20 protein-coding genes and 1 tRNA gene are annotated in these 21,971 nt (G+C 66.2%); 12 read left to right on the plus strand and 9 right to left on the minus strand.

What is annotated here, in order from left to right:
• Positions 1 to 8: 8 nt before the first annotated feature.
• Complete coding sequence (locus tag F1C58_RS08770; RefSeq protein WP_185204074.1) at positions 9 to 911, minus strand: DMT family transporter; 903 nt, start codon at positions 909 to 911, stop codon at positions 9 to 11.
• 212 nt (positions 912 to 1,123) lie between these two features.
• On the opposite strand from F1C58_RS08770, the gene F1C58_RS08775 reads away from it, so the two are divergent.
• Positions 1,124 to 1,444, plus strand: a complete 321-nt coding sequence (locus F1C58_RS08775) for an ATP-dependent DNA ligase (RefSeq protein WP_185200762.1) — start codon at positions 1,124 to 1,126, stop codon at positions 1,442 to 1,444.
• Positions 1,445 to 1,587: 143 nt separating this feature from the next.
• Here F1C58_RS08775 and F1C58_RS08780 read toward each other — a convergent pair whose 3' ends face one another.
• Positions 1,588 to 2,547 (minus strand): RNA polymerase sigma factor RpoD/SigA, encoded by a 960-nt coding sequence (locus F1C58_RS08780; RefSeq protein ID WP_185200763.1) that lies wholly within the window; start codon positions 2,545 to 2,547, stop codon positions 1,588 to 1,590.
• Between the two features lie 201 nt (positions 2,548 to 2,748).
• On the opposite strand from F1C58_RS08780, the gene F1C58_RS08785 reads away from it, so the two are divergent.
• Positions 2,749 to 3,438: a hypothetical protein gene (locus F1C58_RS08785; RefSeq protein WP_255461039.1), complete on the plus strand. Its 690-nt coding sequence runs from the start codon at positions 2,749 to 2,751 to the stop codon at positions 3,436 to 3,438.
• A gap of 63 nt (positions 3,439 to 3,501) precedes the next feature.
• On the opposite strand, the gene F1C58_RS08790 is transcribed toward F1C58_RS08785, so the two are convergent.
• Positions 3,502 to 4,275 (minus strand): hypothetical protein, encoded by a 774-nt coding sequence (locus tag F1C58_RS08790; RefSeq protein ID WP_185200764.1) that lies wholly within the window; start codon positions 4,273 to 4,275, stop codon positions 3,502 to 3,504.
• Positions 4,276 to 4,399: 124 nt separating this feature from the next.
• On the opposite strand from F1C58_RS08790, the gene F1C58_RS08795 reads away from it, so the two are divergent.
• Together F1C58_RS08795 and F1C58_RS08800 are read left to right on the plus strand one after the other, a co-directional pair.
• Positions 4,400 to 6,418 (plus strand): DUF262 domain-containing protein, encoded by a 2,019-nt coding sequence (locus F1C58_RS08795; RefSeq protein ID WP_185200765.1) that lies wholly within the window; start codon positions 4,400 to 4,402, stop codon positions 6,416 to 6,418.
• Positions 6,415 to 7,572: an SGNH/GDSL hydrolase family protein gene (locus tag F1C58_RS08800; RefSeq protein ID WP_185200766.1), complete on the plus strand. Its 1,158-nt coding sequence runs from the start codon at positions 6,415 to 6,417 to the stop codon at positions 7,570 to 7,572. Before F1C58_RS08795 ends, F1C58_RS08800 begins: the two co-directional genes overlap by 4 nt.
• 46 nt (positions 7,573 to 7,618) lie before the next feature.
• Here the strand turns inward: F1C58_RS08800 and F1C58_RS08805 are convergent.
• From F1C58_RS08805 to F1C58_RS08815, 3 genes are all read right to left on the minus strand, one after another.
• A tRNA-Val gene (locus F1C58_RS08805) sits at positions 7,619 to 7,694 on the minus strand.
• A gap of 112 nt (positions 7,695 to 7,806) precedes the next feature.
• Complete coding sequence (locus F1C58_RS08810) at positions 7,807 to 8,280, minus strand: peroxiredoxin (protein ID WP_185200767.1); 474 nt, start codon at positions 8,278 to 8,280, stop codon at positions 7,807 to 7,809.
• Positions 8,281 to 8,358: 78 nt separating this feature from the next.
• Positions 8,359 to 9,234, minus strand: coding sequence for an aldose 1-epimerase family protein (locus F1C58_RS08815; RefSeq protein ID WP_185200768.1), 876 nt, complete (start codon positions 9,232 to 9,234; stop codon positions 8,359 to 8,361).
• Positions 9,235 to 9,393: 159 nt separating this feature from the next.
• On the opposite strand from F1C58_RS08815, the gene aceE reads away from it, so the two are divergent.
• The 7 genes from aceE (at position 9,394) to F1C58_RS08850 (ending at position 18,306) form a co-directional block, all read left to right on the plus strand.
• On the plus strand, positions 9,394 to 12,120 hold the full coding sequence (gene aceE, locus F1C58_RS08820) for a pyruvate dehydrogenase (acetyl-transferring), homodimeric type (RefSeq protein ID WP_185200769.1): 2,727 nt from the start codon (positions 9,394 to 9,396) through the stop codon (positions 12,118 to 12,120).
• A gap of 18 nt (positions 12,121 to 12,138) precedes the next feature.
• Complete coding sequence (locus tag F1C58_RS08825; RefSeq protein WP_185200770.1) at positions 12,139 to 13,338, plus strand: CdaR family transcriptional regulator; 1,200 nt, start codon at positions 12,139 to 12,141, stop codon at positions 13,336 to 13,338.
• 187 nt (positions 13,339 to 13,525) lie between these two features.
• Positions 13,526 to 14,443, plus strand: a complete 918-nt coding sequence (locus F1C58_RS08830; protein WP_185200771.1) for an ACP S-malonyltransferase — start codon at positions 13,526 to 13,528, stop codon at positions 14,441 to 14,443.
• Positions 14,440 to 15,444 carry a beta-ketoacyl-ACP synthase III gene (locus F1C58_RS08835; RefSeq protein ID WP_185200772.1) on the plus strand — a complete coding sequence of 335 codons (1,005 nt, stop codon included), beginning with the start codon at positions 14,440 to 14,442 and terminating at the stop codon, positions 15,442 to 15,444. Before F1C58_RS08830 ends, F1C58_RS08835 begins: the two co-directional genes overlap by 4 nt.
• 41 nt (positions 15,445 to 15,485) lie before the next feature.
• Positions 15,486 to 15,734 carry an acyl carrier protein gene (locus F1C58_RS08840; RefSeq protein WP_185200773.1) on the plus strand — a complete coding sequence of 83 codons (249 nt, stop codon included), beginning with the start codon at positions 15,486 to 15,488 and terminating at the stop codon, positions 15,732 to 15,734.
• A gap of 128 nt (positions 15,735 to 15,862) precedes the next feature.
• Positions 15,863 to 17,098, plus strand: a complete 1,236-nt coding sequence (locus F1C58_RS08845) for a beta-ketoacyl synthase (protein WP_185200774.1) — start codon at positions 15,863 to 15,865, stop codon at positions 17,096 to 17,098.
• Complete coding sequence (locus F1C58_RS08850; protein ID WP_185200775.1) at positions 17,095 to 18,306, plus strand: glycosyltransferase family 4 protein; 1,212 nt, start codon at positions 17,095 to 17,097, stop codon at positions 18,304 to 18,306. Before F1C58_RS08845 ends, F1C58_RS08850 begins: the two co-directional genes overlap by 4 nt.
• Positions 18,307 to 18,368: 62 nt before the next feature.
• Here the strand turns inward: F1C58_RS08850 and F1C58_RS08855 are convergent, their stop codons facing one another.
• Positions 18,369 to 18,971 (minus strand): cation transporter, encoded by a 603-nt coding sequence (locus tag F1C58_RS08855; RefSeq protein ID WP_185204212.1) that lies wholly within the window; start codon positions 18,969 to 18,971, stop codon positions 18,369 to 18,371.
• Between the two features lie 31 nt (positions 18,972 to 19,002).
• Positions 19,003 to 19,494, minus strand: a complete 492-nt coding sequence (locus F1C58_RS08860; RefSeq protein ID WP_185204076.1) for a DUF3145 domain-containing protein — start codon at positions 19,492 to 19,494, stop codon at positions 19,003 to 19,005.
• 220 nt (positions 19,495 to 19,714) lie between these two features.
• Between F1C58_RS08860 and F1C58_RS08865 the strand changes: the two genes are divergently transcribed.
• On the plus strand, positions 19,715 to 20,272 hold the full coding sequence (locus F1C58_RS08865) for a PadR family transcriptional regulator (protein ID WP_185200776.1): 558 nt from the start codon (positions 19,715 to 19,717) through the stop codon (positions 20,270 to 20,272).
• Position 20,273: 1 nt separating this feature from the next.
• Here F1C58_RS08865 and F1C58_RS08870 read toward each other — a convergent pair whose 3' ends face one another.
• Complete coding sequence (locus tag F1C58_RS08870) at positions 20,274 to 21,953, minus strand: bifunctional 3'-5' exonuclease/DNA polymerase (RefSeq protein WP_185200777.1); 1,680 nt, start codon at positions 21,951 to 21,953, stop codon at positions 20,274 to 20,276.
• Between the last annotated feature and the right edge of the window lie 18 nt (positions 21,954 to 21,971).

The raw sequence follows: 21,971 nt of genomic DNA on the forward strand, positions 1-21,971 counted from the left end.
GTTCGGTGTCAATTGTCCGGATGACGGGCCGCAGACATCGTGGCGACTCCCGCCAGGACGAGCGCGAGTCCGATCCAGCCGACGATCGCGAGGCGCTCCCCGACCACCCCCACGGCGAGCAGTGTTGCCACAAGCGGCTCGAGGAGGGTGATGGTGGTGGCCGAGCTGCTGCGGAGCGTCACGAGCGCGTAACCGAACAGCAGGTATGCCACGAGCATCGGACCGATGGCGAGGTAGGCGGAGATTCCGATGTTCAGGGCGCTGTCGAGGATGGGCGCGCCGGTGAGGATCAGCACCGGGAGCAGTCCGAGAGAGCCGAGACCGAACATCCCTCCCATGACTCCCCGGGAGGACAGCCCGAGACCGATCGCCCGGGAGGACGCGTAGGCGTACAGGGCGTAGGCGATGCCGGCGAGCAGGCCGAGCAACACGCCGGGGAGGGGGCTTTCCGCCGCCTGGTCGCCCCGGGTGGAACCGCCAAACGCCAGGAGGGCGATGCCGGCCACGGCCGTCACTGTGCTCGCGATCCAGACCCGCCCCGGGCGACGTCGTTCCCAGAGCCACTCGAAGAACGCGGCGAATACCGGGCCGGAGCCGAGCGCGACGACGTTGCCGATCGCGACACCGGCCAAATTCATCGCCGCATAGAACGCCAGCGGATAGACAATGACGCCGATCGATCCGACGAGCAGCCACCGCAGGGCGGCCCGATCACGCAGGGCGGAGACGGATTGCCGCAGCGAAACGACGAACAGCAGAACCCCGCCCACTCCCATCGTCGCCGACCCGATGGCCAGCGGACTCACCTCCGCGGGCAGGAAACTCGCGACAGTGCCGGTGGTGCCCCAGAGGATCGACGCGAGAACCAGCGCGACGACGCCGGGTCTCGCCCGCGCCCGCGCCTCACTCATGCTCACGACAACACACTCTAGGGGCGGGGTCGAGCTCGACGGCTAGTCACGCGCGAGCCCCCGACGGGGAAGACGCGTTGGACATCATCCCCGAATGCAGTCGCTTGTCAACACCTTCCCTAATTGATTTCAGAATGGCGGCGACGTAGTAGCGTTCAGTTCAGACTTGAGGACGACGATCCTCGAATCACCGTGATAACAGGAGAACCAGCGTGGGAAAGTTGCTCTACGGCCAGACCATCGAGGTCGTCTTCGACGATCGCGTTCTCGCCCACCTTCAACTCGTGATCGGCCTGAAGCTGCGTCGTGACGAGAGCTTCTTCTTCTCGTGGAGAGACGAACAGAGCGTGGGCGACGGGCGAAGTGTCATCTGGCTCGATCCATCCATCCCGCTGGTCTTCCGTTACAGCGGTGGCCGCATGCCCAAGATTAACCGCGAGTGGCTCGAAGCCCTCACGATCTCCTCCAACAGCGCGCAGGGCCTCCAGCTCACCGAAGAAGTCGGTGCCCTCGGGAAGACCTCGGAAGAATGACCGGGCCGGGTCGGGACGGCGACGCCGAGGTCTCGAAGACTCCGCCGAGCGACGACCTCAGCTTCGAAGAGGCGATCGACGAGCAGGAAAACGCCGAACCACCGGCCTAGGTCCATCCAGCCTCATGCCGGGTGTCGGCGGCCTCAGGCCAGGTAGGAATGCAGGTCTTCGCTGCGCAGCCGCTTGAGGCTGCGGGTCTCGAGCTGCCGCACGCGCTCCCGGGTGATGCCGTACAGCTCCCCCACCTCGTCGAGCGTCAGGGCCTGGCGGCCCTCGAGGCCGAACCGCAGGCGAAGCACCGTGGCATCCCGGGGCGGAAGCGCGTCGAGCTTGCGCCGGATGTCGTCATGCCGAAGGTCGAGCTCGACCGACTCGTGCGGTTCCGGGGTGTCGGTGTCTTCGATGAGGTCGCCGAGCTCGGTGGTGCCGTCGTCGCCGATCGGGATGCCGAAGGAGATGGTGTCGTGATCGGACTTCGCCAGCTTGATCACCTCTGCCACCGTCACCTGTGCGGAGTCCGCCACCTCTTCGATGGTCGGCGTGCGGCCCAGCTCGTTCATGAGGTCGCGACGCACTCGATCCAGCTTGTCCATCTTCTCGACGGTGTGCACCGGGATGCGGATGATGCGGCTCGAGTCGGCGATGCCCCGGAGGATGGACTGGCGGATCCACCAGGTCGCGTAGGTGGAGAACTTGTTGCCGATGGCGTAGTCGAACTTCTCCACTGCCCGCACCAGGCCGAGGTTGCCCTCCTGGATGACATCCATGATCGGAAGGCCGCGCCCGGCGTACCGCTTGGCGATACTCACCACGAGGCGGAGGTTGGCACAGACGAACTGTTGGTACGCCGCGTCACCGTCGCGAGAGAGCCACAGCAGTTCGCGCTTCGCTTTGCCGTCGAATTCCGGATGCTGAGCGAGGCGTTCGCCGGCGAGCACACCCACCTCGATGCGACGGGCGAGACTCACTTCTTCGTCGGCAGTGAGAAGCTGCGCACGACCGATGCGCTGGAGATAATCGCGAAGAGGATCGATCGAAACCTGCGCCGCACCTCGGGGTGATTCGAGGGTGGACTCTTCGTTCTCATAGGCGCTGATCGTCATGACGTGACCCCTTTTTTGGTTACATTCAGCGTATGGGACCGCAGAATTTCGAGCTCAGGGCTTGACACTTACCGGGGGGACGCGCTACCAGTCGCAGGCTCCGTCGCAGACGGCTATCCGACCGACACGCAGGCCGCTCTGGTAGCCTCGACGCTGTTTCTGCGGGCACGCCCTGGTCGTCACCGGTGGAGACGCTCCCCTATGACCACTTCCCGCCAGCCGCTCCCCTCTCGACGCGCCGCACTGCGGCCGCGCCGGCCGTCGCGATCCCCGAGGCGGTTACGACTCGCCGTGGGGGCATCCCTCGGTGCGCTCTCGTTGATCGCCGTCTTCGCGATCGCTCCGCCTGCCACACCGGACGCCGCGGGCCAGCTCGCGGTCTACATCTCGAAACATCCACAGACCCTCCGGGTCTCGGATCGCGTCTCGCTGCAGGACGGTGCCCGGGACGGCTATTCGGCTACCGCGGGAGTCCAATCCCTCGCGGCGAGTGGCACCAATTACTCCTGGGCGAAGCTCGTGATGCTCTCGGGCGGTTGGCCGCAATCCGAGGCGAATGTCACGGTGATGGTGCGGTGGATGCGTCAGGAGAACGGAACCGCAAGCTGGTGGAATCGCAACAACCCGCTGAACAACGGCTACGGCTCCGGCGGCGGAAGCGGACTGGGCAGTTACGACAACCTGGTGATCGCCGCTCAGAAGGCCGCGCAGAACCTGCAGCGCAATCCCTCGTTCGCCACGATCGTCGCCGCTTTCGCGGTCTCCGCCCCCACCAACATCACCGAGCAGGCGATCTGGGCCTCCCCCTGGGCCTCGAGCCACTATGGGAACGGATCGCGCTGGCACACCTCCTCCGTGCCGGAAGTCTCGGCACCCGCAAGTGACTGGTGAGCTCGACCTACGACGAAGGCCCCGGGCTGCTGACCGGGGCCTTCGTTCGGAGTGCTGCGACGATCAGGCTTCGCTCATCGCCGTCTTCTCGGCCTGGCCTTTGGCCGCGTAGTACGCCGCGCGCGCTGCAATGCGACGGGCCTGCTCGGCCTGGCCGGCATCCAGCACGTCCTGCGGCACCTCGACGTTGGGCACGCGGCTGACGCCGTTGTGCTTCTCGATGTAGGCGTCGAGCTCAGGGCCGGACTCCCACGAGGTGATGAGGCAGTAGCGGGGCTCGGTGCCGATGTGGGTCGCGGCGTGCCAGAGGCGCTGCGTGTCGATGATCAGCTGCGCACCGGCCGGCAGGGCGATGCGGTACTCGACACTCGGGTCTGTGCGGTTCTCGCGCAGCACGAAGTAGCTGTCCTTGTCGTCGGTGAGGTTGAAGAATCCGCGAACGACCCAGCCGGTGCCATCCGGATTCAGACGGTTGTTGTCGTCCTGGTGAAGGTTGTAGAGCGTGTCCGAGTACTCGTTCGGCTGCAGCTCGATGACGCGACAGCGACCGACATTCGCACCCGGCTCCTGCGCGCGACGCACGAGATTCGGCGCCTTCTCGACCTGGGACGGGATCCAGACGCCGTCCTTGTCGGTGCGCGGCGGCTTGTGGTTCCAGAAGCCATTGACCTCGATTTCGCCCTTCGCGCTGGCGAGAGGGGCGAACTGGGTCTCGCCAGACGACTTCCAGTCGACGTACTCGATATCGCGCCATTCCTGGGGGTCGAGTTCTTGGTTGTAGCGGTCGAGGACGACGTAGCCGGTCTCTTCGAGAGCGGCGGATTTGATGTAACCCATGATGCGAATCATGACCTTTCGTAAGGGGCCAGCACGTTTTAACAGGCCCAACTTAGGTAAGCCTAACATTCGAGGCCTCCGCTGCCCTGTGCCTCGCCGCGGTGCGAATAAACTGGGTTCAACCATGCGTACTGCCACGAATATCGAAGCCACCGCTGTCAATACGATTGCCTGGCTATCCGCCGAGCACACGACCATCGTCGTCCCGGTGTACCAGCGCCAGTACCGCTGGGATATCGGCGCCTGCGAACAGTTGCTCACCGACATTCGAGCGGTGGCCGACTCCGACGATCGGCACATGCATTTCATCGGGTCGATCCTCTCTTCTGCGAGCACCGAGGGCAACGCGGCCGAGCTCGTGCTCATCGACGGCCAGCAGCGCGTCACGACCCTCATGCTCCTGGTGGCGGCACTGCACCACAGCGTGTTGAACGATCCGACGCTCTCCGCAGACGCCTCGCTCTCCACAGATCTCGAGAGAGTGCTCGTGCGGGGCGCTCAGCGGGAGCGCACAAAACTCCGACCCCACCGCGCCTGGGCCGAGACTTTCGAGAGCGTCGTGCTCGACCGGCGGCTCGAGGGCACCGACCCTCGCGACTCCCGCTTCGACGACAACTACGCGTTCTTCCGCAGCCAGGTGCCCGCGTCGGAGGTCGTGCGCATCTGGAGCGGCCTGCAGCGCCTCGAGCACGTCGCCATCACGCTCGGGGAGGATGCGAACGCCCAACAGATCTTCGAGAGTCTCAACTCCACGGGCGAGCCCCTGCGTGACCACGAGCTGATCCACAATTACGTGCTGATGGGACTGTCGCACTCGGAGCAGAGCGAGATCGAAGATTCGTTCTGGGTGCCGATCGAGCACAACACCGGGGATGCCATCGCCGGGTTCTGGCGGCACTACCTGGTGATGACGACCGGGCGCGAAGTCGACACGACCGGCGGTCGCGGTGTCTATGACGCCTTCCGGCAGCGCTTCCCTCGACTGGATCTCGCTGCGCTTCGCACGCACGCCGCGGAGTGGAGGGAATTCTCGGAGATCTACCGGATCCTGCTGCATCCGCCACTCGCCGGAGGCGCCGAACTCACCCGCCAGCTCGAATTCACCAACACCTTCGGCCGCGGGATGTACCCCCTGATGATGCGCGCTTACCGCGACCACCTCAGGGGCGGGCAGCGCGCGACCCTCGTGGCCACTCTGGAACTGGTGCAATCGCTGCTCCTTCGACGCACGATCGTCGGCCTGGACAACGACAGGCTGGTCGGGCGGCTGTGTCGGGCCGGCGAGGCGGGTGCGGATGCTCTCGCCGGCGCCATCGCCCGTATCACCCCGTCCGACGCCCGGGTTCGCGTGGCTCTCAAATATGGGGACCTGCCGCACGCCGCCTACGTCCTCCGACGCCTGGCCGGTGCCGACGGCTCGCTCGACCTCGATGTCGATCACGTCTTTCCGCTCGCCCCCTCCGACAGCTGGAGTGGCGACGGCATCCGAGAGTGGGCGGAATACAGCGATGACGAGCAGAACAGCCACCGCGCCCTCGCGCAGACCCTCGGCAACCTCGCACTGCTGGAGCAGCCTTTGGCGGAGCGGGCGCGGGACGCATCCTTCCCCGCAAAACGGCCGCTGTTCGCCCGGAGCGCGATCCCGGAGACCCGCGACCTCGCCGACGGCCAGCTCTGGGGAACCGCCGCGATCGGCGAGCGGACAGCGAGACTCACCATCGATTTCCTCACCATCTGGGCGCGTCCGACCGCCGTGGGCATCGACGACGACGGTCTCACCCCGATCCTCGACGCGCAGCGCCGTCGCGGATGGCCGCTCGGCTGGCAGCGTGAGTTCGAGTACGTGGAGTACCGCGGAGAGCACTGGGAGGTCTATGACGTCAAGGCGCTCTTCAATCGCATCTTCAAGCGCCTCTGGGCGGATGCTCGGGCCGATGTCGTCGCCTTCAGCACCCGTCGCGGCGGCCCGATCTTCGACGCCCAGGCGTGGAACGGCCAGTGGGACGCGCTGGACGAGTCCAACTTCCTCTACATGGGCTGGGACTCGAAGTACATGCTCACCGCAGTGCAGGGCGTGCTCGAGGAGTCGGGCATCGCGTCCGAGGTGTTCGTGAAGTACTCCTACATCGGGGACGCGATGTGAGGTATGTCCTCGCTCTCATTCTCGCGGTGACGGTGTCGCTCTTGGTCGCCGCTCCCGCCCACGGAGCATCCCTCCCCGCAGCCGAAGGCCAGAGCACGCACGGACTCGAATACGTCGCGCTGGGAGACTCCTTTTCATCGGGACTCGGTCTCCCGCACCCGGTGAGCAACTCGCCGTCGTTCTGCCACCGTTCCACCATCAACTTCCCCCATCGGGTCGCTCGCGCCCTGGGATTGACGCTGAAGGATGCGACGTGCGCGGGCGCCACCACCTCGAACGTGATCTCGTCCCCGCTGAAGTACGGCAAGGGAAGCTCTCCGCCGCAGAGCGGTTCGCTCAATTCCCAGACAGACGTGGTCACCATCACCATCGGAGGCAATGACCTCGGCTTCGTCGATGCGACCAAGTCGTGCGTCGCGCTCGGCCGTGAGGGGCCGCTGCTTCTCGCCAAGGCTCCCAATTGTCGATCCCTCTTCGTTCGCGACAGCGCCGATGAGCTGTCCCAGCGGATCGATTCCGCGGTGATGAATGGAACTGACGCGTACCCGAGCGGGCTGGAGAAGACCTTCGCGACCATCGCGAAGAAAGCCCCCCACGCTCGCGTGTTCGTCATCGGGTATCCGACGATCATGCCCGATCCCGCACACATTCCCGTGGGGGGCTGTTTCAACGCCAAACTGACCGGCACCGATCTCGCGGACGCTCACGCCGTGGACATCTTCCCGTTCACCGACACCGACACGAGCTATCTCAATTCCATCGAGCAGAAACTGGATGCCGCGACCGGCACCGCTGCCCGTGCCGCAGGCTTCACTTACATCTCCCTGCTGCGCAGCACCGCGGCGAACAGCGCGTGCGCGCCCGCGAAGGAACGCTTTCTCAACGGCGTCTCCATCGATCGCAGCGCCTCGGGCTCGGTGGTCCTCCGAGCCGGTAGCCTCCATCCCGACGATCTCGGCACGGCATTCTTGGCCGATGCCGTCGCACCGAAGATCGCCGCGGCCTTCCCCGCGAAAACCACGACACCGGCCGGCAGCCCAGCCTTCCCGTGGGCGCCGATCTGGGTCAGCGCGGCCGGAGTGCTCGTTCTCTGCGTGGGAGTGATCGTGTTCGTGGTGCGGCGCAGGCGACGCAGCACGACGACGACATCCTGAGGCCACTCCCACGGCCGGCGTGGTCGAACAGTCCGCGAGATGTGAGTGGTGGGCCCTACCGGGCTCGAACCGATGACATCCACGGTGTAAACGTGGCGCTCTACCAACTGAGCTAAAGGCCCGCAGTGCACGCCCGCGAGGGCGGCTGCGACGAATCAATATCGTACAGGCATCCGGGCCGGCCGCGCACGGCCTGACATGCTGCCGCAGTCGAGACTCGCAGCGGGAAAAACCTTAGACGGACACCGGCGAGAGTTCGGCAAGTGCCTCACGGTAGGCCGCGATCGAGCGCGCCTCCCCCGGTGCCGTCACGAAGCTCGCGCGGATTATTCCGTTCAGGTCGATGAGAAAACTCGCGCGATTCGCGAAACCCTTTTCGGGCAGGAATACCCCGTATTCCTTCGCGACTCCCCCGTGCGGCCAGAAGTCGGCGAGCAGGTTGAAGTCGTAACCATCAGCTTCGGCGAAGGCGCGGAGGGTGGCCTTCGAGTCCACGGAGACGCCGAGGAGTTCGATGCTCTTGTCGCTGAAGAGGGAGAGGTTGTCTCTCAACTCGCACAGCTCGCTCGTGCAGGTGCTCGAGAACGCAAGGGGGAAGAAAACGAGTGCGACCGGCTTCTTGTGCCGGAAGTCGCTCAGCCTGATGTGCTCCCCGAATTGGTTGGGGAGCTCGAAGTCGGGGGCCAGGGTGTCATTTTCCAGAGCCATGTGAAGTTCCTATTCTCCGGAAGATATGAACATCCGGTAAACACGATTGGCAAGCTTACGCCCGGTGAGGGCGGTCTCCTATGGCGAAGGCTGCTCGACAGTGACGCTGTAGGTGAACTCTCGGCTCTCATCCGGCTCGAGCACGAACTGGTGCGGTTTCTCGCTGTACTCGCCGGAGAAACCCTGGGGCGCCGTCATGCCGAACCACGGTTCGATGCAGACGAACTCCCCCGGAGCCTTCGACCAGACTCCGAGTATCGGGAAATCGGGGAATGACACGACGATGCTCGGCGCTCCGGGTGCCGAATAGCGCACGGAACGACTGGCCAGCTGATCGAAGATGACCGCGTCTGCCACGAACAGGGTGTCGTCAAGAGTCAGGGTGTCACCGACCACGGGAGTCGGCTGCGACTCGACCAGCGCCAGTCCGTCCACGATGCGGCGGATGGGAGCGGGTTCCGGCAGTGCGAACTCGATCACGTGGGCGTCTCGGGCGATGCCCTCCATCAGCGGCCAGGCGAAGGCGGGGTGCTCCCCGAGCGATGCCGAGAATGGCACGCTGTCGGTGTTGGTCACTGTCGTCGTGACAGTGAGCGTCGCATCCGTCACTGAATAGCGAACGGCGAGGCGGAAGCGGAAGGGGAACTTCTCTCTCGTCTCCGGCGAATCGACGAGGGTGAAGATGACCGAGTTCCCATCGAGATCGGATGCCTCGAAGTCTTGGTCGCGGGCGAAACCGTGTTGTGCGATCGGGTAGCTCACCCCCTCGTAGCGCAGGATCCCCTCCGGCATCTGCCCGATGATGGGGAAGAGGATTGGCGCGCGGCGCTTCCACACCGACCGTCCCTGCCACAGCAACTCCCGGCCGGCCCGGTCGACGAGGGACGACAGCTCCGCTCCCGACTCGTCGATGGTGATCCGGAGGCTGCCGCTGTCGATCGTGTGGAGGACCATGGCTGAGACGCTACCCGTGCCGGGCGGCTCCGCACCATGCGCAGGAGGCGTCGCCAGCGAGAACTAGACTCGATACGGCCCTTCATCCCGGCGACGGTCGCAACCCGATCGTCACCGCCTGGGTCACGGATTGTCCACGGAAAAGATGCGAGGTCGACGTTGACGGTAAACGACCAGGACCCCTACTCGGTGAATCACACCGACCAGGACCCTGAGGAAACTGCGGAATGGCAGGAGTCCCTCGATGCGCTGGTGGCAGCGCAGGGCCATGAACGCGGGCGGGAGATCATCCTCAGCCTGCTGAAGCGGTCGAAGGAGCTCCACCTCGGAGTGCCGATGGTTCCGACCACCGACTACCTCAACACGATCGCCCCGGAGAACGAGCCCGAATTCCCCGGCGACGAAGATCTCGAGCGCCGGTACCGCGCCTGGCTGCGCTGGAACGCCGCCATCATGGTGCACCGCGCCCAACGCCCCGGCATCTCCGTCGGCGGACACATCTCCACCTACGCCGGATCGGCGACCCTCTACGAGGTGGGCAGCAACCACTTCTTCCGGGGTCAGGATCACGTCGGCGGCGGGGACCAGGTCTTCTACCAGGGTCACGCCTCCCCCGGCATGTACGCCCGCGCCTTCCTCGAAGGGCGCCTCTCCACCGACCAGTTGGACGGATTCCGCCAGGAGAAGTCGCACCAGGGCGGCGGACTCTCGTCATACCCGCACCCGCGTCTCATGCCGGACTTCTGGCAGTTCCCCACGGTGTCGATGGGCCTCGGCCCGATCAACGCGATCTACCAGGCGCAATCGAACAAGTACCTCACCAACCGCGGTATCAAGGATGCCTCGGACCAGCAGGTCTGGGCGTTCCTCGGCGACGGCGAGATGGACGAGGTGGAGAGCCGCGGTGCCCTCCAGCTCGCGGCGAACGACGGCCTCGACAACCTCAACTTCGTGATCAACTGCAACCTCCAGCGCCTCGACGGCCCGGTGCGCGGCAACGGCAAGATCATCCAGGAGCTGGAGAGCTTCTTCCGCGGTGCCGGCTGGAACGTCATCAAGGTGATCTGGGGCCGCGAGTGGGACGAACTCCTCGCCCGCGACTCTGAGGGCGCGCTCCGCGACCTGATGAACCGCACCCCCGACGGCGACTACCAGACCTACAAGGCCGAGAACGGCGCCTACGTGCGCGAGAACTTCTTCGGCCGCGACCCGCGCACCCTGGAGATGGTCAAGGACTTCACCGACGACCAGGTCTGGGGACTCAAGCGCGGCGGGCACGACTACCGCAAGGTCTACGCGGCCTTCAAGGCGGCATCAGAGCACAAGGGCCAGCCCACCGTGATCCTCACCAAGACGGTGAAGGGCTACGGTCTCGGCCCGTCGTTCGAGGGGCGCAACGCGACGCACCAGATGAAGAAGCTCACCCTCGACAACCTCAAGCAGTTCCGCGACGCGATGCGCATCCCGATCACGGATGCCGTGCTCGAGGAGAACCCGTACCTGCCGCCCTACTACCACCCGGGTGAGGACGACGAGGCGATCCAGTACATTCGTGAACGCCGCGCAGAGCTCGGCGGTTACCTGCCGGAGCGCCGCACGCGGCACGTGCCACTGAGCCTTCCGGACGACTCGGCCTACGCGATCGCCAAGAAAAGCTCCGGTAAGCAGGAGATCGCCACCACCATGGCTTTCGCCCGCCTGCTCAAGGACCTGCTCAAGTCCAAGGACTTCGGTCACCGCATCGTGCCGATCATCCCGGATGAGGCGCGCACCTTCGGTATGGACGCCTACTTCCCCACCGCCAAGATCTACAACCCCAGCGGGCAGCAGTACACCTCCGTGGACCGCGAGCAGTTGCTCGCCTACAAGGAGAGCCCGCAGGGCCAGATCGTGCACGTCGGAATCAACGAGGCGGGAGGCTTCGCGGCCTTCACCGCGGCAGGAACCTCCTACGCCACCCACGGCGAGCCGCTGATCCCCGTCTACGTCTTCTATTCGATGTTCGGCTTCCAGCGCACCGGTGACGCGATGTGGGCCGCCGGCGACCAGATGGCGCGCGGATTCATCGTGGGTGCGACAGCCGGGCGCACAACGCTCACCGGTGAAGGTCTGCAGCACGCCGACGGTCACTCGATCCTGCTCGCCTCGACGAACCCGGCGGTCGTGGCCTACGACGCCGCCTATGGCTACGAACTCGGCCACATCGTCAAGGACGGCCTCGACCGCATGTACGGGGGCACCCATCCGCACCCGAACGTCATGTACTACCTCACGGTGTACAACGAACCGATCATCCAGCCGGCCGAGCCGGAAGATCTCGACGTCGACGGATTGCTCAAGGGCATCTACCGTTTGAACGCGAGCAGCACGCAGGGACCGAAGGCGCAGTTGCTCGCCTCCGGTGTCTCCGTGCCGTGGGCCCTCGAGGCCCAGCAACTGCTGGCCGACGACTGGGGGGTGTCGGCGGATGTCTGGTCCGTCACGTCCTGGACCGAACTGCGTCGCGACGGCCTCGCCGCCGAGGAGCAGAACTTCCTCAACCCCAACTCGGAGAAGCGCGTGCCCTATGTGACGCAGAAGCTCTCCGGAGCCGAGGGACCCTTCGTGGCAGTCACGGACTTCATGCACGCGGTGCCGGACCAGATCCGTCCCTTCGTCCCCGGAGATTTCGCCACCCTCGGTGCCGACGACTTCGGATTCTCTGATACCCGCGCTGCGGCCCGTCGTTTCTTCAAGATCGATGGTCCGTCGCTTGTGGTGCGCACGCTGGAGTCTCTCGTCGCGCAGGGCAAACTGCACCCGGGCATCCCGCAGCAGGCGATCGAACGCTACCGTCTGCACGATGTGACCGCGGGCACCACGGGCACGGCGGGCGGCGAGAGCTAGCCCGACGCTCGCGACGACATGGCACCTGCGGTCAAGACAAAGGAACAGACGCTCGCCTGGCTCAGGGCGATCTCTGGTGAACTCGCCACGGCGACCCTCAAACGACTCGACGACACGCTCTCCTGGTACGGCGAAATGCCACCGGGACGGCGGTCGGCGGTCGGGCTGGTCGCCCAGGCGGGAATCACCTCCTTCATCCACTGGTACGACGACCCCACCTCGACCCCGTGGATCGCGGCAGACGTCTTCGGCGCGGCTCCCCGAGAGCTGCTGCGCTCCGTGAGCCTCACGCAGACGCTGCAACTGATCCGCGTGACCGTCGAAGTGGTCGAAGACCGCGTCAAGGGTGCCGACGAGACGGTGCGCGAAGCGATCCTGCTCTACTCCCGCGAGATCGCCTTCGCGGCCGCGGACGTCTACGCCCGCGCCGCGGAGGCCCGCGGCCTGTGGGATGCCCGGCTCGAAGCTCTCGTCGTCGACTCGATCCTCAGCGGCGAATACGACGACGAACTGCCGTCTCGGATCGCCGCGCTCGGCTGGCATGGGCACGGCGAGGTGTCCGTTCTCGTCGGTACCGCGCCGAAGATGCTCGATGTCGACATGCTGCGCCGAACCGCGAGACACCTGGACGCCGACGTGCTGATCGGCGTGCAGGGAAGCCGGCTCGTCCTCGTGATCGGGCGCGCTCATCCCACCCCCCAGGAGGACGAGCCCGCAGACGCGACCCTGACTCCGTTCCTCGAGATCGCTTCGGCGCTGGAGCCGGGTTTCGGCGACGGTCACCTGGTACTCGGCCACCAGGTTCCCTCCCTGGTCGAAGCATCCCGCAGTGCCAAGGCGGCGCTCGCCGGATTCGCGGTCGCCCGGTCCTGGCGCAACGCCCCCCGGCCTACCCTCGCCGACGACCTGCTTCCCGAACGGGCACTCGCCGGGGACGCCCTCGCCCGGGCCACGCTCATCAACCGCATCTACAAACCGCTGCAGGCTCACTCCACCGAGCTCCTCGCCACTCTCTGGTGCTACCTGGACAACGGTCGGTCTCTTGAGGCCACGGCACGCGAGCTGTTCGTGCACCCCAACACCGTGCGGTACCGCCTCAAACGGGTCTCCGAGGTGATCGGATGGGATGCAACGGGCGCCCGGGAATCCCTCATCCTGCAGGCGGCTCTCATCATCGGATCGATCGCCGAGCCCGACGGTCCGCTGCGCCGCCGCTAGCTGCCGCGCGAGATTCCCGGCGGCCAGCCCGGTTATCGGTGGCCCGCAGAGCCTGCCGAGGACGCCGGTAATCCGGGTAACAGCCTGCTGCCGACCCATCGGGACTGTGGGATCGGCCCAAGCTGTGCGGCATTTCTTAGCGAAGGTCTACAACCCGGGATGTGCTCCAGCACGGCAGACTGGACTGATGATCGTCGTCGTCTGTCCCGGCCAGGGTTCTCAAACTCCGGGCTTCCTCTTTCCCTGGCTGGCTGAACCCCGGTTTGCCGATCATCTGACCGCCCTCTCGGATGCGGCGGGCATCGACCTCGCGGCACACGGCACCACCTCCGACGCCGACACGATCCGCGACACCGCCGTCGCCCAGCCGCTCATCGTGGCCGCCGGCCTTCTCACCCTCGCCGCTCTGCTCGACGGGCGTCGCGACAAGATCGGCGGAGTCGCCGGTCATTCGGTCGGCGAGGTCACCGCTGCTGCCGCCGCGGGCATCCTCAGCGAGACGGATGCGATGGCTCTCGTGCGCGAGCGAGGATCCGCCATGACAGGTGCCGCGGCCCTCGAACCCACCGGCATGAGCGCGGTCATCGGCGCGGCCGAAGACGAACTGCTCGGCACGCTCGCAGAGTTGGGGCTCGAACCGGCGAACTTCAACGGTGGCGGCCAGATCGTGGTCGCGGGAGCCCTGGATGCCCTCGCGGCTCTCAAGGAGGCGCCGCCCGCCGGAGCGCGGGTCATTCCCCTTCAGGTCGCTGGGGCATTCCACACCAGGTATATGTCGCCGGCCGTCGCCCATTTGTCGACAGTGGCAGCGGCACTCGCGAAGCACGATCCGAGCGTCACCATCTGGACAAACCACGACGGAACGGCGATCACGAGTGGTGCCTCGTTCATCGACCTGCTCGTCGGGCAGGTTTCGTCCCCTGTACGGTGGGACAAGACAATGGACGCGTTCGCGGCCGCTGGTGTCACCGGCCTGATCGAGATCGCGCCGGCTGGCGCCCTGGTCGGCTTGGCGAAACGCGGCCTCAAAGGAGTGCCAACGGTGGCCGTCAAGACTCCGGACGACCTCTCTGCCGCATTCGACCTGATTGACGGGAAGTCATGAGCCACCCCATCCTGAACCAGTCCAACGGTGCGCAATTCACCCGCATCTACAGCTACGGCGCGGCGCGCGGTGACCGGGTCGTGCCCAACGAGGAATTGATCGGCCCGATCGACTCGAGCGACGAGTGGATCCAGCAACGCACGGGAATCGTCACCCGCACCCGTGCCTCGGCGAACATCCTCGCGGTGGACCTCGCCACGGATGCCGCCCGCGAGGCGATCGAGAAGTCTGGCGTCGCCGCAGACCAGATCGACCTCGTGATCATCGCGACGATCAGCAACGTGCAGCAGACCCCGTCCATGGCCGCGGTCGTCGCGGATCGCGTTGGCTCCAACCCGGCAGCGGCCTACGACACCAACGCCGCGTGTGCCGGCTTCAGCTACGCCGTCACCCAGGCCGATGCCCTCATCCGCACGGGTGCCGCGCACTACGCGCTGGTGATCGGCGCCGAGAAGCTCAGCGATGTGGTCGACCCGACGGATCGCTCCATCTCTTTCCTGCTCGGTGACGGTGCGGGTGCCGTTGTGATCGGACCGAGTGAGACTCCCGGCATCGCTCCGGCCGTCTGGGGCTCGGACGGTTCCAAGGCGGATGCCGTGGGAATGAACTCCACCCTCACCGACTTCCGCGACGGGACTGCCGAGTGGCCCACCCTTCGTCAGGAGGGCCAGACCGTCTTCCGCTGGGCCGTCTGGGACATGGCAAAGGTCGCCAAGCAGGCCCTGGAGGCGGCAGGAATCACATCGGCAGACCTCGCGGCCTTCATTCCCCATCAGGCCAACATGCGCATCATCGACGAGTTCGCCAAGCAACTCAAGCTGCCCGAATCGGTGATGATCGCGCGCGACATCGCCACGACCGGCAACACCTCTGCCGCGTCGATCCCCCTCGCCACCCACCGGCTGCTCGCCGAGCATCCCGAACTCAGCGGCGGTCTCGCGCTGCAGATCGGATTCGGCGCCGGGCTGGTCTTCGGAGCCCAGGTCGTTGTGCTCCCGTAAGATAATCAACGGTCAAACGACACCCCCAAGGAGATAACACAATGGCATTGTCCACCGAAGAAGTACTGGCCGGTCTCGCCGAGCTCATCAACGACGAAACCGGGATCGCCACCGACTCGGTGGAGCTGGGCAAGTCGTTCACCGACGACCTCGACATCGACTCGATCTCGATGATGACGATCGTCGTCAACGCCGAAGAGAAGTTCGACGTGAAGATCCCGGACGAAGAGGTCAAGAACCTCAAGACCGTCGGTGACGCCGTGAGCTTCATCGTCGCCGCCCAGGACTAAGCACCGCCCAGCACGGAAATCGGGCCCTCTGGGCCCACCAACGCGGCTGGCCAGCCCACGCTCTTCGCTGGGCTGGCCGCGCCCGTCGGACGACGCCATCCGCGTCTATTCATCAGAGAGTTGCCGCCATGACCAAGAAGATCGTCGTCACCGGAATCGGTGCGATTTCGCCGATCGGAGCCACCGCACCCGATACCTGGGCCGCACTTCTCGCCGGCGCCTCCGGCGGCCGCAGCCTCGAATACGACTGGGTCGGGCAGTACGACCTTCCCGTGACCTTCGCCGCCGAGGCCATCGTGCGGCCCGAGGAGTTCCTCGAGCGCCAGGAGGCCAAGCGGCTCGACCCCTCCGCCCAGCTCGCCCTCGTCTCCGCCCGTGAGGCGTGGAGGGATGCCGGCTCGCCCGAGGTGGCCCCCGAGCGCCTCGGAGTGGACTACGCCACGGGTATCGGCGGGCTCTGGACCCTCCTGAACGGCTGGGACACCCTGCGTGAGAAGGGGCCCCGCCGGGTGCTTCCGATGACCGTTCCGATGCTGATGCCCAACGCGGCATCCGCCGCGATCAGCATGGACCTCGACGCGCGCGCCTTCGCCCGCACCGACGTCTCCGCGTGTGCCTCCAGCACCGAGTCCATCGCCAATGCCTACGATCATCTGCAGGCGGGGCTCGCCGACGTCATCGTCGCGGGCGGAACCGAGTCCGTGATCCATCCCTTCACCATCTCGGCCTTCGCGGGCATGCAGGCGCTCTCCAAGCGCAACGACGACCCGGCGACGGCCTCCCGGCCCTACGACAGTGCCCGCGACGGATTCGTCATGGGCGAGGGCGCGGCGACGATCATCATGGAGACCGAAGAGCACGCGCTGGCCAGAGGAGCCCGGATCTACGCCGAGATCGCCGGAGGCGGGGTTACGAGCGATTCGTACCACATCACGGCGCCCGATCCGGAGGGTCGTGGGGCCGCAAGGGCGGTCTACGCGGCGCTCGAGCAGGCCGGCGCCACGCCGGATGAGGTCGTACACATCAACGCGCATGCCACCAGCACTCCGGTCGGCGACATCGCCGAATACAAGGCGCTGCTCTCCGTGTTCGGCGACCGGCTCGGCCAGATCCCCGTCTCGGCCACCAAGGGCGCGACGGGCCACCTGCTCGGCGGCACCGGTGCGCTGGAGGCGATCTTCACAATCCTGGCGATCCGCGATCGCACCGCACCCCCCACGATCAACCTGACCGACCAGGATTCGGAGATCCCGCTCGATGTCGTCACGAGCCCTCGTGCGCTCGGCGACGGTCCGCTTCTCGCCATCAGCAACTCGTTCGGTTTCGGCGGTCACAATGCCGTGCTGGCCTTCCGGAGCGTATGACCGCGGCACCAGGTGGCCCGCTGAAGATCGCCATCGTCAGCGACTACTACTTCGACTATGTCGGCGGTGCCCAGACCTCGATGCGGCAACAGAAACTCGCGCTGGAGCACGCCGGACACAGCGTGATCGTCGTCTCGCCGGCCCGCGGTTTCCGGGGTGCGCGCTATCAGCGCTCCCCCGACGGACTCCTCGTGAAGCCGCTGTTCCGGCTTCCCGTGCTCGATCTCGCCGTCATCCCCAACAACGCCCGCAGCGTGGCCGCACTGGAACGGTACCTTCGCTCCGAGAAGGTGGATGTGGTGCACGTCCAGACCGAATTCGGGCTCGCGCACGTGGTGGATGCGGCAGCGGCCAACATGGGCATCCCGCTCGTCCATACGGTGCACAGCTTCTACTGGGCGAGCGAGGGACCTCCGCAGGCATCAGTCGCCTGGTTCATCCGCTGGGCTCTCCAGCTGGTGATCGGCGAGAAGATCCCGAACATCCTGTTCACTCCGCGCAAGACCGACAACCTGCTGCGCAATCTCGTGCTCGCCATGGCCCGTCGAGCGAAGCAGGTGGTGTCACCCTCGAAACATCAGGCAGACGACCTCGCCGCCGCCGGTGTCACCGGCACCATCTCGGTGATCCCCAACCCCATCGCGACGACGGACGTCGCGTCCAATGCCCTCACGATCGAACAGGCGCGCCGCCCGAGCTTCCTCTGGGTCGCCCGCTGTGAGCCGGTCAAGCGTCCGCTGCACTTCGCCAGGGCCGTCATCGTCGCCCTGGCGCGCACCGACAACGGTTTCACCGTCGACTTCGTCGGCGAGGGCTCCGACCTGCCCGCCCTGAAGAAGCTCGCCGCGAACCATCCGGAGATTCGAGTGCAGGGCGCCCTTCCGCACGACGAAGTGCTCGCGCTGATGGATGCGTCGGCCGCCATCGCGCTCACCTCACTGGGCTTCGACAACCAGCCGATGACCATCGCCGAAGCCGTGAGCCGTGAACGCGGGGTCTTGTACTGCGACCCGAAGCTCAAGGAGGGCCTGGGCAACTCGGGGTATCTCTCGGAGAGTCCGGATGCGGCGGGCTTGGCCGATGCTCTTGTTGCGCTGGTCGAAGACCCCTCCTTGCTCGTCGGGCTGTCGGAGGGCGCGCTCGTGGATCGCGAGCTGTTCTCTCCGACCAACTACGTGGAGCGCATCATCGAGGTCTATCGGCGATAGTAAGGAGGAGCCGGCCGTGAATTCTCCGGGCGGGCTCTCCTCGGTTCGCTGTTCGGACCCGGTCAGGAATGGCCGACGCGAAAGATCTGGATCGCCTCCCGAACCGCGTAGAACACGATCACGAATCCGGCCACCGGATCCGCCCACCACCAGCCCAAAAGGAGGTCGAGGCTGATTCCGAGGAGCACGGCGACGGCAAGCAGTGCGTCCACGAAGGTCACGCGGGCCTCGGTGAGCAACACGGGGTTGCCGAGGGCGCGCCCGGTTCGCCCCTTCGCCGTGGCGAGGGTGAACATGACGGCGGCCGTCGCGGCGGTCCAGACGATCCCTCCGAGACCGGGAGACGCGCGGTGACCGGTCGAAAGGGCGACAACGGACTGGGTGAGCAGATACGCAGCCAGCAGCACGAATGCGATGCCGATCAGCCGCAGCGCCCGTTGCTGCCGGGCTTCACCCGTGCCGGACAGTTCCCACAGAACCACGGCAGACGCGCCGATCTCGATGAGACTATCCAGTGCGAACCCGGCCAGAGCGATCGAGGACGCGGTCGCCGCGAGAACCGCGAGTACGGTCACCCCGGCGACGTTCCAGCCGAGCGTCACCCATTCGAGATGTCTTCCACGGCGCAGGAGGTGCGGGCCGGCGCCTGAGGGCAGAGAGGGCACGCGGATCCGTCCCCCGGTGCGATCGGCCGGCTCAGCCGACCTTGTGCAGCCAGACGACCTGGTTGGTGTCGCTGGAGTGACGGAATGCCTCCAGCTCGTCGTCCCAGGCCTGGCCGAGGGCGAGACGCAGCTCACGATGCAGCTCGAAAGCATCGGATCCCGCGATCTCCATCGCGTAACGCACCCGGTCTTCGGGGATCACCACGTTGCCCGCCGTGTCGGTCTGCGCGAAGAAGATCCCCAGGTCCGGGGTGTGCATCCAGCGGCCGCCGTCGCTTCCGGGAGAGGAGTCCTCGGTGACCTCGAAGCGCAGGTGTTCCCAGCCGCGAAGGGCCGACGCGATGGCCGCCCCGGTGCCCTGGGCGCCTTCCCAGTAGAACTCGGTGCGCATGGAGCCCTTGAGAACCCGCTGCTCTTCCCATTGGAAGTTAACGGCGCGATCTATCGCTCCCCCTGCGGCCCACTCGATATGCGGGCACAGTGCTCGTGGAGAGGAGTGCACGAAGAGAACACCCCGCGCCATTGCGACACTGGTATTGGTGAGTGCAGCCACGATAACTCCATTCCGTTGAGGTGCGACTTCCCCATCGACCTCGGAATGTTCCGTGCTGCGCTTTTCAGTTACACGGCAAGCCGTTTCGCCCATTATCGCCGAAGACTCCGGTAAATAACAACTGTGTAATTGCCGAGTGCCCCGGCGAATATATACTCGGCATGGTTTTATTCGGCCAGAGGAGGCGTCGATGTCGGTTCGAGATGGTCTTCTCGCCGTGTTGTGCCTCGGCGAGGCCTACGGCCTGCAACTCCATTCCGAGCTCGCCACCCGCACCCCGCATCGTCGTGCGGTCAACGTCGGCCAGATCTACAGCACGCTCGAACGGCTCGCCCGCTCCGGACTCGTGGAACCCGCCGGGACGTCCGTCGATTCTCTCCCCCTCTACCGCCTCACCGAGGTCGGCCGGGCGGCCGCGAACGCCTGGATGACCGAGCCTGTGCTCGACGGTCTCCCCGAGTGGACCGAGATGCTCGACCAGGTACTCGTGACGAGCTCCATAGACCCGGTGGCGGCGAAGACCGTCGCGGAGAGCTACCGTCGCTGGTGGGAGCGCGATCTCCTCACGACCCGGTCCACCGTCGAACCGGAATTCGCGGATGCCCGCCTCGCCCTGGTCGCGCGGGAGGCCCAAGCGGTGGCCGCGGTCGCCTGGCTCGGCTCCGCGATCGCCGCCCTGGCCGATTTCGATTCCTTCCGCCCCCTGTCCGACGCACGACCGAAGCGGGGACGTCGAGCCAGATCCTGAACTACTTGGCTGCCCCGTAGTCGTCCACGATCGCCACCGTGAGGGGGAAGGTCACCGGCAGGGCTCCGAAGAGCAGCCGACCGGCATCCTCCGCGGCAGTTCGAATCGCGGCCTCCACGACTGCCACTCGGTCGGCCGGGGTGTGGACCACCACTTCGTCGTGCATGAAGAACACCAGGTGGGGCGATTCGGTGAGCCACGAGTCGCCCGCCCCGTCATGGAGGGCGCGGCGCAGGTTGGCCATCCAACAGAGCGCCCACTCCGCGGCGGTGCCCTGCACGATGAAGTTGCGCGTGAATCGGCCCCAGCTGCGCGCCTGCCCGCGCGCGCGGCTCGCGTCTGCCTCTGTGGCGGTGTCGCCGTAGGCATCCGCCTGGGTGGCGCGCCAGGCCGTTCCGGGCGGTGGCGAGCTGCGACCGAGGCGGGTCGTGACGACCTCGCCGCGTTCGCCGGCGCGGGCGGCCTCTTCGACCAGGCCGATGGCGCGGGGATATGCTCTGGCCAGCCGGGGCATGAGGCGACCACCTTCACCGGAGGTTGCACCGTACATCGCTCCGAGCATTGCGACCTTCGCTTCGTCCCGAGTCTCGACCGCACCGCTGGCGACGATGCCCGCGTAGAGGTCACCGGCACTTCCCGCCTCGGCCATGCCGCGATCCCCTGAGAGGGCGGCGAGGATTCGCGGCTCGAGCTGGGAGGCGTCTGCGACCACGAATTTCCAGCCCGGATCGGCGACCACGGCGCCGCGGATCTGCTTCGGAAGCTGCAGTGCGCCGCCGCCTCCGGTGCTCGCCCAGCGTCCGGTCACGACTCCCCCTGGCACGTACTCTGGGTGGAATCGGCCATTGCGCACGTTCGTGTCGAGCCAGTGCCATCCGTTGGCCGTCAGCAGGCGCGACATCTTCTTGTATTCGAGCAGCGGTTCGATGGCCGGATGCGTGAGCTTCTTGAGTTCCCACGATCTCGTCGAGGTGACCATGAGTCCGGCTACGGCGAGGGCCTTGAGCAGCTCGGAGGGGGAATCCGGGTTCAGACTCGGTGCCTCCAGCTCTGTGCGCAATCGCTGCAGCATCGCCTCGAGAAGCGCGGGCCGCTGCCCGGGTGCCGGCCGCGCACCGAGGTGGCTCTCGAGGATGGCATTGTGGATGTCTTCGCGCCAGGGCAGCCCGGCGTGCATCATCTCGGCGGCGACAAGGGCGCCGGCCGACTCTGCCGCGAGCAGCAGTCCGATCCGTGCCGGGTCGTCGGCACCAATGATCGCGGCGCGCTGATCGGAGAACTCCGCGAGGGTGTCTTCTTCGGCGTCGTGCTCTTCAGCCTCATCCCAGTCGAACAGGGTGTGCTCAGCCGGACGTTCGATCCGCTCCAGTGCGCCACGGTCCCAGGACGACAGCGGTGCGGTCGCCAGCGCCGAGCCGGAAGTCAGCGACGAGTTGCGCAGTATCGCGTGGGACAACCGCAGGTCGACGCACCGCTGGACACGAACGCCGGCGGCAAGTAGTGGCGGGTACCAGCGGGCGGTGTCGTCCCACACCCACCGCGGATGCTGCCGCTCGAGATCTGCGACGCTCGCGGCCAACGATTCGAGCGCAACATCCTGCCTGGCGCCGTCGACTGCTCCGTCATCCGTCAGCTGCTGAAGGACGATCCCTTCTGGGGAGGAGAAGACGGCAACGAACACGACTCAATTCTGACGGGT

Origin of the sequence: Glaciihabitans sp. INWT7, assembly GCF_014217685.1 — a bacterium.
Taxonomy (GTDB): Bacteria; Actinomycetota; Actinomycetes; order Actinomycetales; family Microbacteriaceae; genus Lacisediminihabitans.